Consider the following 14,611-nt stretch of genomic DNA (forward strand, 5'->3'; position numbering starts at 1 on the left):
GGCAAAATTCTCCAGTCAGGCGGCGCCGGCGAGTCGCGCGGCTTCGGCAAGGTCAACAGACACCAGGCGGCTGACGCCGGGCTCGCGCATGGTAACGCCGCTGAGCTGCGATGCGGCCTCCATCGTCGCCTTGTTGTGGCTGACGAACAGGAACTGCACCTGCTCGCTCATCTCCTTGACCATCGCGGTGAAGCGGCCGACGTTGGCCTCGTCGAGCGGCGCATCCACCTCGTCGAGCAGGCAGAAAGGCGCGGGATTGAGCTGGAAGATCGAGAACACCAGCGCGACCGCGGTCATCGCCTTCTCGCCGCCCGACAGCAGCGAGATGTTCGAGACCCGCTTGCCCGGCGGACGCGCCATGATCGCCACGCCCGTGTCGAGCAGGTCCTCGCCGGTGAGCTCCAGATACGCATGGCCGCCGCCGAACAGCCGCGGATACAGCGCCTGCACGCCGGCATTCACCTTGTCGAAAGTGTCCTTGAAGCGGCCGCGGGTCTCGCGGTCGATCTTGCGGATGGCTTCCTCCAGCGTTTCGAGCGCCGAGTTGAGGTCTGCGTCCTGCGCGTCGAGGTACTCCTTGCGCTGCGCGGCTTCGGCGTGCTCGGCGATCGCCGCAAGGTTCACCGGTTCGAGACGACGCAGCCGTGCGTCGAAGTCGGTGACGATCTTCTCCCAGTCCCTGGCATTGGCCGAGTCATCGAGCCCGTTCAACACCTCCTCGACGACGAAGCCGGATTCGACGACCTGCGCTGCCAGCTGGTCGGCGGCGATCACCAGCGCCTGCTGGTCAAGCCGGCGCTGGCCGATCGCCTCGCGCTGGGTCAGCGCCTGCGCATCGCGCTGCTGGCGGACCTGCTCGAAGGCGCGCAGTTCGTTGTCGATGCCTTCGAGCAGCGAACGTGCCTCGCCGAGCGCGCGTTCAGTGCGCACGCGCGCCTCCAGTGCGACCTGGCGCTGCTGCTCCAGCGTCTCGACCGGCGAGTCGCCATGCGCGAGCTGTTCGGACAGTTCGCCCAGGCGGCTGTCGATCTGACCGCGCTGTCCACCCATGCGCGCCAGGGCCTGGGTCAGCGAGGTGATCTGGGCGCGTTGCGATTCCAGCGTCAGCGCGAGGGCGTGCGCAGCATCGCGCGATTCCCGCGCCGCCGCGCGGGCCTGGTCACGTGCTTCGACCAGGCTGCGACGCTCGAGCTCCAGCGCGCTGCGCGCGGCCTCGAACTCGGCCATCCGTTCGACCGCGTCCTCGAGCCGGCCGCGCGCATCCCGCGCCTGCTGGGCGGCGGTGTCGAGCGTTTCGTGCAGCTGGGCGAGATCGGCATCGATACGCTCGATCCGGTTGCGCGCCGCTTCCACCCGGCCCTGCTGGCTCTGCACCTGGCCGGCAAGCTCGGACACGCCGCGATGCGCGACGTACAGCGCACGTTGCGCTTCCTCGCGTTGCTGTTCGACGCCGAGCAGCTGCTCGCGGCCCTGCGCGATCCGCGCCTCCAGCGCCTGCTCCTGGTCCTGCAGCGTGGCGATCTGTTCGCGCAGCGACTGGATCTCCCGCTCGCGCAGCAGTGCACCCTGCTTGGCGGCGCCCGAGCGGGACACCCGCACCCAGCCCGCGCCGAGTCGCTCCCCGCCGCGGGTGATCACGGAATCGCCATCGCCCAGGCGGGCCTGCAAGGCGCGTGCTTCTGCCAGCGTTTCCGATACGTGCAGGCGCGCCAGCAGGCGACGGATCGCCAGCGGGCCCTGCACCTTCGCGGCCAGCGACGTCGGCGCGAAGACATCGTCGCCCATGTCCGACGACACCAGCGCCAACCGGCTCTCGCCGAGTTCGCCGAGCGCATCGACCAGTTCGGCCGGCACTCCGTCGCCATCGACCAGCACGCCTTCGATCAACTGCCCGAGCGCACTCTCGACCGCGAACTCCCAGCCAGACTCGACCCGCAACCGCTCGCCCACGCGCGCGGCGGAATCGAGCCCGCGCTGGCGCAGCCATTCCACCGCGGCGCCCTGCTCCTGGCCGAGCGCTGCGTTCTGCAGGGTCTCCAGCGACGATAGCCGGCCACGGGCCTCCTGCGCCTGCTTGCGCACGCCGGAGATCTCCTCCTGCGCGCGCCGCTGGGCGTCCTCCAGCTCGACCGCGGCCGCCTTGCGGGTTTCCAGATCGTCGCCGAGCGTGTCGAGCGCGGCCTTCTGCTCGTCGTGGCGGATCTGCAGATCGGCGAAGGTTTCGCTGAGCGCGTCCAGATCAATGCCTGCGCGCTCGGCCTGCAGCTGCTCGCGCCGGCGCTCGGCTTCCAGCGCCTGCCTGTCCAGGTAATCGACGCGGGTCCGTTCGACATCGCCCGCGCGGGCGGACTCGCCCTGCTCGCGGTTGTGGGTCTCCCAGCGCGTCTGCCAGTCGGCGAGCGCGGTTTCAGCGTCCCGCAGCATGTCCTGGCGCACCGCATCGTCGTCCTGCAGCTGCGCCAGGCGCGGCTCGGCGTCGGCAATGCTCTCGTGCAGGGTGTCGAGCCGCAGCTGGTCCTGGTCGATATGCGCGCCGATCTCGGCGAGCTGCGCCTGGGCCTCGTCGCGGGCCTTGAGCAGCCGCGCCGACAGTTCGCGCTGGTGCTGGATCTGCTGCTCGACCCGCGCGAGCATGCCGCTGACTTCGTAGCTCTCGGCCTGGGCGCGGTTGAGTCCCTCGCTGGCCTCGTGCCGCCGCTCGCGTCCGGTTTCCAGTTCGCGCTCCGCTTCGCGCTGCTCGGCGATAATCTGCTCGAGCCTGGTTTCTTCCTGCGCCAGACCCTCGCGCAGTGCGCGCAGACGCGAATCGAGCGTGCGCCATTCCAGGGCCTTCCACTCGGCATCGCGGATCCGGCGCTCGGCCTGGATCGCGGTGTACTGCTCGGCCTGCTTGGCCTGCCGCGCGAGATGCTGCAGCTGCTTTCCGACTTCCTCGCGCAGGTCGCTGAGGCGGTCGAGGTTCTCGCGGGTATGCCGGATCCGGGTCTCGGTTTCCTTGCGGCGCTCCTTGTACTTGGAGATGCCGGCCGCCTCCTCCAGATACACACGCAGCTCTTCGGGCTTGGCATCGATGACCTGCGAGATCATGCCCTGCTCGATGATCGAGTAGCTGCGCGGCCCGAGGCCGGTGCCGAGGAACAGGTCGGTAATGTCCCGCCGCCGGCACTTGGTGCCGTTGAGGTAGTAGCCGCTCTGCCCGTCGCGGCTGACCGTGCGCTTGACCGAAATCTCGTTGAACGCCGCGAACTCGCCGGCAATCGTGTGATCGGAGTTGTCGAAGACGAGTTCGACCATCGCCTGCGACACCGGCTTGCGCGCGGTGGAGCCGGCGAAGATCACGTCGGTCAGCGAGTCGCCACGCAGGCGGCTCGCCGAGGATTCGCCCATGACCCAGCGCACGGCATCGATGATGTTCGACTTGCCGCAGCCATTGGGCCCCACCACGCCGGTCATGTTGGTCGGCAGGTGCAGCGTGGTCGGATCGACGAAGGATTTGAAACCGGCGAGCTTGATCGTGGACAGGCGCATGCGGGCTTTGGTGGCCTCTTGGCGCCTGCGAAGGCGCGATGGATGACGGAAGCGTGTCAGGCGCTACGCGAAATCCCCGCTGTAACCAGTTGATTCCAAAAGCCCAGACCGGCCTTCGCGCGCACAAGCAGCCAGTATACCGACGCGCGGGGCTGCCGCGGGCCGCAGGCCACCGCTCGCGCCGGGGTGTCGTGTGGCCGGATCCGGATACAGCGCCCCTGCGGGCAGCCCTGGCCACGGCCAGGGCAGAGACCAGGCGACGCTGACGGCGGAACAGCCGACTGCGCAAGAAGGCCGTCAGGCGCGCAACACGGGGGCGCCGGCCGAGGAACCATATCCCCCGGACCCAGGCTCAGGCGCGCGGCACCAGCCGCTCACCCGTCCCGACATCGAAGGCGTGCACGCGCCCGCTCGGGATCGACAGCGGCAGCGTCTCCCCCGGCACGGGCACACGGTCGGGGGGCAGCCGCGCGATCAGCGCATGCCTGCCCAGCCGCAGGTTGGCGAAGACCTCGCTGCCGACCGGCTCCACCACCTCCACCACCGGCGCAAGCGAGGCGGCGCCGGCAGCGGCCGGCAACAGGTGCTCGGGGCGGATACCGAGATCGACTTCGCGCCCGGCCCAGTCTGGCGGAAACTCCGCCTCGCCCAGCGCCAGCGACACCTCATCGCCAGCCTCCAGCGTCCAACTCCGACCGTCACGCTCGAGGCGCCCGCGCAGCACGTTCATTGCCGGACTGCCGAGGAAGGTGGCGACGAACAGATTGGCGGGGCGCTCGTACAGCGCCATCGGCGTGTCGATCTGCTGGATCCGCCCATCCTTGAGCACGACGATGCGCTGGCCCAGTGTCATCGCCTCGATCTGGTCGTGGGTGACATAGATCATCGTCGTGCCGAGCTTGCGGTGCAGCCGGGCGATCTCGACCCGCATGCCGCTGCGCAGCTTGGCGTCTAGATTGGACAACGGTTCGTCGAGCAGGAACACCTGCGGCTGCCGGACCAGGGCGCGGCCCAGGGCGACGCGCTGGCGTTGTCCGCCGGAGAGCTGACCCGGCTTGCGGTCGAGCACCTGGTCGAGTTCGAGCATCTGCGCCGCTTCGGTCACCCGCGCGGCGATCTCGGACTTGGACTGTCCGCGCAGCTTCAGGCCGAACGCGAGGTTCTCGGCCACGCTCATGTGCGGATACAGCGCGTAACTCTGGAACACCATCGCGATGTCGCGGTCCTTGGGCGCCACGTCGTTGACCACGCGATCGCCGATCGTCAGCGTGCCGTCGCTGATCGCCTCCAGCCCCGCGACCATGCGCAGCAATGTCGACTTGCCGCAGCCCGAGGGCCCCACCAGCACCAGCAGTTCGCCATCGACCACCTCGAAACTCGCGCCGGCCACGCCGACGAAGCCATTGGGATAGACCTTCCGTACCGCGTCGAACCGCACCTGTGCCATGCAAGCTCCCGTCTGCTGCCGTGTCCACCCCGCCCGCGCACGATGCAAGCGTGGAGCGCCATCGCGCTGTTGCGCTATTCTCGCATGTAAGCGGTTCCAGACATGACCGTGGTGGCGCGTCGCCCCCGCAACCGTGACGCACGATGCTGCGGCGGCGTGCTCGACACGCAGGCAGTTCGGCGCCGGACACACCGCCGCGATCCTGCAGTCGAGCATCGCCACCGTTGCGGTTCGAGCGCTTCCGACGACACACTTCGTGATCTCCCACCTGAACCAAGGCAGTTGCGGCGCCCATGCACGATTCCCTGCTGTTGTTCGGCGCCACCGGCGACCTGGCTCAACGCTACCTGTTCCCGTCACTCGTGCACCTGCTGCGCGATCGACTGTTGCCGGCGCAGTTCCGCGTGATCGCGATCGCGCGCAGCGAACACGATGACGAAAGTTTCCGCGCGTGGCTGCGCGAGCGTCTGTGCGAGGACTATGATCCCGCCGCGCTCGACGAGCTGTTGCGGCGCGTCCAGTACGTATCGGTCGATCTCGCCGACGCCGACTCGATGGCCGTCGCGCTGTCGAAATTCGCCGACCGTCCGTCGGTCAGCTATCTGTCCACTCCGCCCAACCTGTTCGCCTCCGCATGCCGCGGCCTCAAGGCGGCCGGTCTGCTGGAGGCGCCGTCGCGCCTGGTGCTCGAGAAGCCCATCGGCCACGACCTTGCCAGCGCGCAGGAAATCGACGCGACCCTGAAGGCAGCGCTCGACGAATCACGCATCTTCCGCATCGACCATTACCTGGGCAAGGCGCCGGTGCAGAACCTGCTCGCGTTGCGCCTGGGCAACACCTTGCTCGAAGCGACCTGGGAGCGCCGCTGGATCGAGTCGGTGGACATCATCGTCGCCGAAACCGCGGGCGTGGATGGCCGCGAAGGCTACTACGCCGACTACGGCGCGCTGCGCGACATGGTCCAGAACCACATGCTGCAACTGCTGGCGCTGATCGCGATGGAGCCGCCCGCAGCAATGGACACCAACAGCATCCGCGAGGAGAAGCGCAAGGTGTTGCGCGCGCTCCGTCCGATGACGGCGGCCACTGCCGACGTCGACAGCGTGCGTGGCCGCTACGTCACCGGGGTCGTCGATGGCCAGGCAGCCAAGGGTTTCGATCATCGCGGCCACGAGGATGTCGAGACCTTCGTCGGGCTGCGCGCATGGATCGACAACTGGCGCTGGGCCGGCGTGCCGTTCCGCCTGGTGACGGGCAAGCGCATGCCCTCGCGCACGACCGAAGTGGTGATCACGTTCAAGCCGGTGACCCACTGGCTGTTCGGTGCCGACGAGCGCAGGCGCGCCCGCGCCAACCAGCTGCGCGTGCGGCTGCAGCCCGAAGAGACGATCGAGCTGGGTCTGATGGGCAGCCTGGCCGCGTCGGAGTGGAGCGCGAACGAGCTGCAGCCGATGTCGCTGGACCTGGCGATGCTGCCCCCCAAGCGCCGCATCGCCTACGAACGCCTGATGATCGATGCGCTCAAGGGCGACCAGACCCTGTTCGTCCGCGACGACGAGGTCGAGGCGGCCTGGCGCTGGATCGACAGCGTCAGCGCTGCGTGGCGCGAGGCCGGCACGCCGGTGCACGACTATCCGGCCGGCAGCTGGGGACCGGCCGAAGCGCAGCCGTTCCTGCCGCGTACGCTCACCACGACAGCAGGCCGCAAGCCGTGACCGCCGCCAACCTTGCCCTGCTCGCCGACATCGGCGGCACCAACGCACGATTCGCGCTGGCCGACACCACCAGCCCGACGCCGCTGCAGCTCGATACCGTGCGCGGTTTCCCGGTGGCGGACTTTCCTTCGCTGGCCGACGCGGCCCTGCACTACCTGGCGCAGATCGGCCACGACGGCAGGCCCGGCGAAGGCACGCACGCCTCGTTGCCGCGCGCCGTGTTCGCCGTGGCCGGGCGCGTGGACGGCGACGATGCACGCATCACCAACCATCCCTGGGTCATCTCGCGCACGCGTACCCGTCAGCGGCTCGGCATCGACGATGTCGTCCTGACCAACGATTTCGCCGCCCAGGCGATGGCCATCCCGTTGCTGCAGCCCGGCGACTACGCGCTCGTCGGCGGCGTGCAATGGTCGGTGCCCAAGGATCCCGACGGCCCGTGTACCTACGCCGTGATCGGGCCGGGCACGGGCCTGGGCGTCGGTGGCCTGATGATCCGCGATGGCCGCCATCATCCGCTCGAGACTGAAGGCGGCCACGTCAGTTTTCCGCCAGGCACACCGGAGGAAACCATGATCCTCGAGCGCCTGTCGGCGCAGTTCGGCCGGGTGTCGAACGAACGGCTGATCTGCGGCCCGGGCCTGGTCAACATCCATCGCGCGCTCAGCGAGATCGCCGGCGTCGATCCCGGTCCGATGCAACCGGCCGACATCACCGCGCGCGCAGCCGCCGGCGACGCCCTGTGCGGGCGCGCCGTGGACGTGTTCTGCGCAGTCTTCGGCGCGATCGCCGGCGATCTGGTGCTGACCCTTGGCGCCTGGGATGGCGTCTTCCTCACCGGCGGCCTGGTACCGAAAATGCTCGACTCGATCCGCCATTCCGGCTTCCGCCAGCGCTTCGAACACAAGGGCCGGTTCTCGCCGAACATGGGGCGCGTGCCGACCATCGCGATGCTGCATCCGCATGCCGGCCTGCTTGGCGCCGCAGCGATCGCCGCGCGCAGGGCCGCGGCATGACGGCGCAAGGCGCCCCGGCCTTTGGCATTGCCGGCGGAATCGGCGACGATGGGCGCATGCAATTGCATGCCTACGAATCGGCGACCCAGTGGACCTGGGGCGCCGCGATCGCCATCTCGTCCGCCATCGCCCGCGATCTGGAACACAGGCCGCGCGCGCGCCTGCTGCTGTCGGGCGGCAAGACGCCCGGCCCGGTCTACGAAGCGCTGTCGAAATCGCCGCTGGCCTGGGATCGCGTCGACGTGGCCCTGGTCGACGAGCGCTGGCTGCTGCCCGACGACCCCGACAGCAATGCCCGCCTGCTGCGCGAGACGCTGATCCAGAACAAGGCGCAGAAGGCGCGGCTCGAGACGATCACCCGTGCCGGCCGTCCCTTCGACGAGGCCATCGCCACAGCCAACCTGCACGCGCGCCAGCCGGCCGGCGTGGTGGTCCTGGGCATGGGTGACGACGGCCATACCGCATCGCTGTTCCCCGGCATGATCGATCTGGAAGGCGCGCTTGCATCGCCGTCGCCCTATGTCGGCGTCGATGCCGGCGGCAGCCCCGGCGCCGGTATCTGGCAGCGGCGCATCAGCCTGACGCCGGCGGGCCTGGCGCCCGCGCACACGCGCATCCTGCTGATCCGCGGCGAAAAGAAGCGCGCACTGCTGGACCGGCTGCTGCAGAGCGACGATGCCACCGAGTTTCCGGCTCGCATCGCGTTCACCACGCCCGGCGCCACACTGCACGTCCACTGGTGCCCGTGACCGGCGAATGATGCCGTCGAACTTGCCGAGCCGGCACAGCATCGCGCGCACCCGGCGCGCATCGGGACGGTCGTCCCGCCTCCCTGCCCGTCCCGCGCCTGTCGGGGCCACTGGATTCCATTGCCGACGCCCATGAGCCTGCATCCCGTTCTTCATTCCGTGACCGAACGCATCCGCGAGCGCAGTGCGCCGTCGCGGCGTGCCTACCTCGAAGGCATCGCGCGCATGCGCGACGAAGGGCCGCTCCGCGGACGCCTGAGCTGCGCGAACCTCGCCCATGGCTTCGCCGCGTCCGGTCCGGTCGACAAGCAGCGCCTGCGCGGCGCGCCGACCGCCAACCTCGGCATCGTCACCGCCTACAACGACATGCTCTCCGCGCACCAGCCCTACGAGGTGTACCCGGAGTTCATCCGCGAGATCGCCCGCGATCTGGGGCATACCGCCCAGGTTGCAGGCGGGGTACCGGCGATGTGCGACGGCGTCACCCAGGGACGCGCCGGCATGGAGCTGTCGCTGTTCTCCCGCGACGTCATCGCCCAGGCCACCGCGATCGCGCTGTCGCATGACATGTTCGATTCCAGCGTCTATCTGGGCATCTGCGACAAGATCGTCCCCGGCCTGCTGATCGGCGCGCTCGCCTACGGCCATCTGCCGGCGATCTTCATCCCGGGCGGACCGATGACGCCGGGCATTCCGAACAAGACCAAGGCCGAAGTGCGCGAGCGCTACGCCGCCGGTGAGGCGACGCGCGAGGAACTGCTGGAAGTCGAAGCGCAGTCCTATCACTCGGCCGGCACCTGCACCTTCTACGGCACTGCCAATTCCAACCAGACCATGCTCGAGGCGATGGGCGTGCAGCTGCCGAGCGCGGCCTTCATCAATCCGGGCACGCCGCTGCGCGAAGCCTTCACCCGCGAGGCGGTGGAACGTGCACTGGCGATCACCGCGCTGGGCGGTGACTATCGTCCCATCGGCGAACTGATCGACGAGCGCGCGATCGTCAACGCGGTCGCGATGCTGATGGCGACGGGTGGTTCCACCAACCACACCATCCACTGGATCGCCGTCGCTCGCGCCGCCGGAATCGTGCTGACCTGGGACGACATGGACCGCCTGTCGCAGGTCGTGCCACTGCTGGCCCGCGTGTACCCGAACGGCGAGGCCGACGTGAATCGTTATCACGCCGCCGGCGGCAATGCCTACGTCTTCCGCGAACTGCTCGAAGCCGGCCTGATGCACGGCGACATCCCGACCATCGTCGAAGGCGGCATGGCCCGCTACGCCGAGGAGCCCAAGCTCGACGGTGCGCGCGTGCGCTACGAGCCGGGGCCACGGGTCAGCGCCGACGAGGGCGTGCTGCGACCGGTCTCGGCGCCGTTCGAAGCCCAGGGCGGCCTGCGCCTGCTGCGCGGCAACCTCGGGCGCTCGCTGATCAAGCTCTCGGCGGTGAAGCCGGAATTCCGCACCATCGAAGCGCCCGCCGTCGTCGTCGACACGCCGCAGGCGCTCAACCGCCTGCACGCCGCGGGCGCACTGCCGCACGATTTCGTCGCCGTCGTGCGCTATCAGGGCCCGAGGGCAAACGGCATGCCGGAGCTGCATTCGCTGGCACCGCTGCTGGGCATGCTGCAGAACCAGGGACGGCGCGTGGCCCTGGTCACCGACGGCCGCCTGTCCGGCGCGTCCGGCAAGATACCCGCCGCGATCCACATGACGCCCGAGGCCGCACGCGGCGGCCCGCTCGCCTACCTGCGCGAAGGCGACATGATCCGCCTCGACGGCGAAGCGGGCACGCTCGAAGCACTGGTGGACGCCGACGAATGGCGCGCGCGCGAACCTGCATCCGACACGGCGCCAGCCGCGACCGACTACGGCCGCAACCTGTTCGGCTTCAATCGTGCGAATGTGTCGCCCGCCGACCAGGGCGCGCTGTCGATCAGCTGCGGTCCCGCGACCAGCAAAGGCAGCCTGTGGGACTACGATGCCGAATACGATCTCGGCGCCGATGCCGCGGCCGCCGATGCGCCGCATGACGAAAAGGACAATTGACCTGATGCCCGACGTTTCTTCGATGCCCGAACGCCAGCAGCGCGCTGCCGATCTCCTGCGTCATGCCGGCGTGCTGCCGGTGATCACCGTCAACACTCTCGACGAGGCACGCGCCCTCGCCGATGCCCTGCTCGAAGGCGGCCTGAGCACGCTGGAGCTGACCCTGCGCACGCCGATCGCGATCGATGCACTCGCCATGCTCAAGCGCGAGCGTCCCGGCATCGTCATCGGCGCCGGCACCGTGCTCGACGCCAACAACATCCGCGCCTCGATCGATGCGGGCGCGGACTTCCTGGTCACGCCCGGTACGCCGCCCGGCCTGGCCGATGCGCTGGCCGCGGCCGACATCCCGGTCGTGCCCGGTGCCGCGACGCCGACCGAGTTCATGTCCCTGCGCGAACGCGGGTTCCGCAACTGCAAGCTGTTTCCGGCGAGCGCCGTAGGCGGGCTGGCGATGCTCAAGGGCCTGGCCGGGCCGTTGCACGACATGCGCTTCTGCCCCACCGGCGGGATTTCCGAAGCCAACGCGGCGGAGTTCCTGTCGCAGCCGAACGTGCTGTGCATCGGCGGCTCGTGGATGCTGGACAAGGCATGGATCGAAGCCGGCGACTACGCCCGCGTCCGCGAGACCGCGGCGCGTGCCGCCGCGATCGTCCGCGAGGCGCGCGCGCAGCGCTGATCCGCGTCAGCTGCGCAGCAGAGATGGCAGGGTCGCTCTCCTGCCCGAGCGCGGAAACAGGGTGCGCGCCACCATGCCGGGTTCCAGCGAGAAACATTCGCCGACGGCGGACGCGATCAGCGCATCGAGATCCATCGTCGGCCGCAGGTCGCGTCCCTCGTAGAGATCACCCGGGGCGAGACCCGGCCAGTCGGCCAGTACCCGCCCGCCCCTGACCGCGCCACCGACCAGCATCGCCGCCGAGCCGGTGCCGTGGTCGGTGCCGCCGGTGCCGTTGATCGCGGCGGTGCGCCCGAACTCGGTGGCGACCAGGACCACCGTCTGTGCCCAGGCCGGGCCGAGGCCATCGCGCAGCGCCCCGAGCAGCCGGTCGAGTGCGCCCAGGTGGGTCGCCAGGCGCGCCTGCTGCCGGCTGTGCGTGTCCCAACCCTGGGTTTCGATCATCGCGATGCGCGGACCGTCCGGGCGCGCCAGGAACCCCGCCGCGAGCGTGCCGATCGCCTCCGCGTCCCGGCGTGCAGTGCCGGGACCGCCAACCGCCTCGCCGGCGATGCCCCGCGTGCGCAGGGCCGATTCCCACAGGCTGCCCAGCAGCGGGTCCGACGCGTACAGCTGGCCAACCCGCAACAGCAGGTCGTCGCTGGCATCGGGCAAGGCCGACGGCGCGTAGGACGCGACCTTCGCGTCGCCGCGCAGGGCGGTCGGCACGGTGGAGGCCAGCGCAAGCGGCTCCCGGCCGTCGGAGGGCAGCAGCGCCGCCAGCCGGTTGAGCCAGCCGTCCTTGAGCCGGTGCGGTGCCGCGCCGCCGGTTTCCAGCACGTTCTGGCCATCGAAATGCGATCGTTCTCGATAGGGCGACGCCACCGCGTGCACGAACAGCGCCTGCTTCGCAGCGAACAGGTTGGCCGCCTCGTTCAACGCAGGATGCAGCGCGAAGCTGCCGTCGAGCCGGTGCGCGGCCGAGGCATCGATTGCCAGCCCACCACGCAGCGCGGCGTACGCCGGGTCGGCGTACGGCACCAGGGTGTCGAGACCGTCGGCTGCGCCACGCTGGATCACGAACACGAAGCGACGCTCGGTCGCGGCGTTCGCCAGCAGCAGCCGCGGCGCGAGCAGCGCCAGGCCACCCGTCATGCCCGCCGCGCGCAGGAATCCGCGTCGTGTGCAACCTCGGGTCGGGGTCGACGTCATGCTCACCTCCTCATGAATTCCGGTGACATCAGCAGCAGCGCCAGCGCCGATGTCGGACTTTCCGCGCGCGCCACTTCATCCGCCGTTGCCTGCGACAGCACGCCGGGCAGCAGGACCGGCCCGAGCGCGCGTGCATCGACGTCAGCGGCGGCGTGCCTCGCCAGCCGCTGCGCCATTTCGACCCGGCGCATCAGTGCGTCGGGCGCCGCCCAGGCCGCGGCGGTATCTTCGAAGCCGGCGGGCGAACCCGGCCGCCACACCGGCTGTCCCAGCTGCACCAGCAGGCGGTCGGGCTGCAGGGCCGAACGCTCGGCCAGGCCCGTGCCACGCATTGCCGACAGCAGCCAGTCCCACGGCGTCTTGAACTTGGCCGGCGCCGGCGCCCAGGCCTCCGGCGATTCCACCAGGGCGCGGTAGACATCGGTGAGCTGGCCGCCACTCCGGAGGAACGCCCCCGCAAGACGATCGACCAGTGCCCGGGGCGGTGTGTCGGAGACGAAATGGCGCGCGAGCTTGCCAGCCAGGTATCGCGCCGTCGCCTCGGACGTGGCCAGGTCGTGCAGGATCGCCAGCGCCTGGCCCTCGTCCGCCTGCGGGTAATCACGGCCCAGCACGCGGCGGGAGCCGGGCTCGTGCAGCACGGCGCGGAACACGAACCCGGGCGCATCCGGCCACGTCGGTGCGGCGCCCGCCTGCCCGGCCGCCCCAGCGGTGACGACGCTCCATCCGGTCAGCGCACGGGCGAGCTCGGTGACATCGTCCTGGTCGTAGCCGCCGCGCACGCCCAGCGTGTGCAGTTCCAGGATCTCGCGCGCGAGGTTCTCGTTGAGTCCGCGCGCCCGCCCATCGCGGCGCGCCGCCCGCCGCGCGGCCAGGCTGTCCGGTCCGGCCGACTGCGGCTGGTCGAGGTACAGCAGCATCGCCGGATGCCGTTCCGCAGCCACCAGCAGATCCTCGAAGCGGCCGAGCACGTGGGGACGGATCGCGTCACGCTCGAAGGCGCCAGCCAGCGCCTCGACCGCGGGCTTTTCGACCGAGACGGCGAAATGGTTGGCCCAGAAATGCACCAGCCGCTCGATGAACGGCGTGGACGTGTCCAGCGCGGAGGCGAACCGCGCGCGGACATCGACGCCATGGCCCTCGCGTATCCGGTCGCGGACGCGCTTGTGCTCGGCCGTCCGCGCGGCAGCCTCGTTGCCCTCCCCGCCGAGCGCCTGTAGCTGCGCCTGCGCGCGCAGCGACTGCAGGGTCCCGGGCGTCGCCGCCCAGGCGGGCGGCAGTGCTTCGTAGGTGTCCAGCTGCCGCAGCAGCCAGCGCCGGGGATCGGCCGGCAGCGCGGCACCGGCAGCGGCGCCGAGACCGAACCGGTTGATCGCGATCGCGACGTGCGGATCGACGTTGCGGGGTGTATTCATGGCTGCAACTGTGTTGGCGCCGCTGCGGCTGGTGGCGGGACATGGAACGTCCCCTGTCGTGACTGACCGCCTGCCAGCGCATGTCGCTGGTCCGGCGCTTGCGCTTGCGCCACCACGCTCGATGCGATGTGCGCGCGTGCGTCGGGATCGGCATCGCGTGTGCACTGCAGGGCCGCGGCGATCGCCGCGCGATTCGGAGGCCAGACCTGCAACTGGTCCAGGACCTCGCGCGGCCAGCGACGCACATCGGCACCGCAGGGTTCGAGCCAGCGCATCAGCGAATCAGTCGGCATGTCGTGTCTCCATCGATGCGGCCGGTCCCGGCGCGCAGATTGGGCCGTGCCCGGCTCCGCAAGCCAGGGCGTGGATGCCCAGTTGCATGGCGTCGGCGCCCCCGGTATTGGACAGCTCCTGGCCGTCGTGCAGGATCAGGGCCTTGTCGCATGGTCGCCTTCGCGTGCGCCGGGATCGGTCAGGCCCGGTCCGGCGTCGACCAATCCCTGCGCCGGAATGCCCAGGCGCAGGATCGGGACCACGCAGCCGGCAGCAGTGAGACTTCGGGGCTCTGGGCCTCGCCGATCGCGAAACCGCCGCGGATCAGCGCGGACTTCCCGTCGGGCTCATCACCGCGACCGGCAGCGCGGCGCGCGCCAGGTGACATGGTAACGCCCCTCCCCGGCTGCGAACCCGTCGCATCATGCGCGAATGCGGCTTGCCGGTCAGCAACGCCCGCATGTGCATCGACGTCCTGCTCCATCGAACTGCGCTTGCCTCTAAATGTGTCCGCCGGCGCGCAACGGGCCTCGCCCGGAATGCCCGTTG

At 70.0% G+C, this 14,611-nt stretch carries 10 protein-coding genes; 5 read left to right on the forward strand and 5 right to left on the reverse strand.

Annotated elements, in window-relative coordinates:
- Positions 1-15: 15 nt before the first annotated feature.
- The gene (gene smc / locus EGK76_RS05570) at positions 16-3,528 is read right to left on the reverse strand and encodes a chromosome segregation protein SMC (RefSeq protein WP_123831913.1); all 3,513 of its coding nucleotides are present in this window, start codon (positions 3,526-3,528) and stop codon (positions 16-18) included.
- 352 nt (positions 3,529-3,880) lie between these two features.
- Positions 3,881-4,975, reverse strand: a complete 1,095-nt coding sequence (gene ugpC / locus EGK76_RS05575) for a sn-glycerol-3-phosphate ABC transporter ATP-binding protein UgpC (RefSeq protein ID WP_096298439.1) — start codon at positions 4,973-4,975, stop codon at positions 3,881-3,883.
- A 293-nt stretch (positions 4,976-5,268) separates the two neighbouring features.
- Here ugpC and zwf point away from each other — a divergent pair, with 293 nt between their 5' ends.
- The 5 genes from zwf to EGK76_RS05600 all read left to right on the forward strand — a co-directional run bounded on the left by zwf (position 5,269) and on the right by EGK76_RS05600 (position 11,183).
- Positions 5,269-6,690: a glucose-6-phosphate dehydrogenase gene (zwf, locus tag EGK76_RS05580; RefSeq protein ID WP_096298437.1), complete on the forward strand. Its 1,422-nt coding sequence runs from the start codon at positions 5,269-5,271 to the stop codon at positions 6,688-6,690.
- Positions 6,687-7,706, forward strand: a complete 1,020-nt coding sequence (gene glk, locus EGK76_RS05585) for a glucokinase (RefSeq protein ID WP_096298435.1) — start codon at positions 6,687-6,689, stop codon at positions 7,704-7,706. Before zwf ends, glk begins: the two co-directional genes overlap by 4 nt.
- 56 nt (positions 7,707-7,762) lie before the next feature.
- Positions 7,763-8,455, forward strand: a complete 693-nt coding sequence (pgl, locus tag EGK76_RS05590; RefSeq protein ID WP_157745403.1) for a 6-phosphogluconolactonase — start codon at positions 7,763-7,765, stop codon at positions 8,453-8,455.
- A gap of 132 nt (positions 8,456-8,587) precedes the next feature.
- The gene (gene edd / locus EGK76_RS05595; RefSeq protein ID WP_096298432.1) at positions 8,588-10,504 is read left to right on the forward strand and encodes a phosphogluconate dehydratase; all 1,917 of its coding nucleotides are present in this window, start codon (positions 8,588-8,590) and stop codon (positions 10,502-10,504) included.
- 22 nt (positions 10,505-10,526) lie between these two features.
- Positions 10,527-11,183, forward strand: coding sequence for a bifunctional 4-hydroxy-2-oxoglutarate aldolase/2-dehydro-3-deoxy-phosphogluconate aldolase (locus EGK76_RS05600; protein WP_096298430.1), 657 nt, complete (start codon positions 10,527-10,529; stop codon positions 11,181-11,183).
- A 6-nt stretch (positions 11,184-11,189) separates the two neighbouring features.
- Here the strand turns inward: EGK76_RS05600 and EGK76_RS05605 are convergent, their stop codons facing one another.
- Genes EGK76_RS05605 through EGK76_RS05615 form a run of 3 tightly spaced genes read right to left on the reverse strand, consistent with a single transcriptional unit; the run spans position 11,190 to position 14,082 of the window.
- Positions 11,190-12,374, reverse strand: a complete 1,185-nt coding sequence (locus tag EGK76_RS05605; RefSeq protein WP_123831914.1) for a DUF1501 domain-containing protein — start codon at positions 12,372-12,374, stop codon at positions 11,190-11,192.
- A 2-nt stretch (positions 12,375-12,376) separates the two neighbouring features.
- Positions 12,377-13,789 (reverse strand): DUF1800 domain-containing protein, encoded by a 1,413-nt coding sequence (locus EGK76_RS05610; RefSeq protein ID WP_123831915.1) that lies wholly within the window; start codon positions 13,787-13,789, stop codon positions 12,377-12,379.
- The gene (locus EGK76_RS05615) at positions 13,786-14,082 is read right to left on the reverse strand and encodes a hypothetical protein (protein ID WP_123831916.1); all 297 of its coding nucleotides are present in this window, start codon (positions 14,080-14,082) and stop codon (positions 13,786-13,788) included. The genes EGK76_RS05610 and EGK76_RS05615 overlap by 4 nt, the downstream gene beginning before the upstream one ends.
- Positions 14,083-14,611 lie beyond the last annotated feature (529 nt).

This window comes from Luteimonas sp. 100069 (genome assembly GCF_003813845.1).
In the GTDB taxonomy this organism is placed as follows: Bacteria; Pseudomonadota; Gammaproteobacteria; order Xanthomonadales; family Xanthomonadaceae; genus Luteimonas; species Luteimonas chenhongjianii.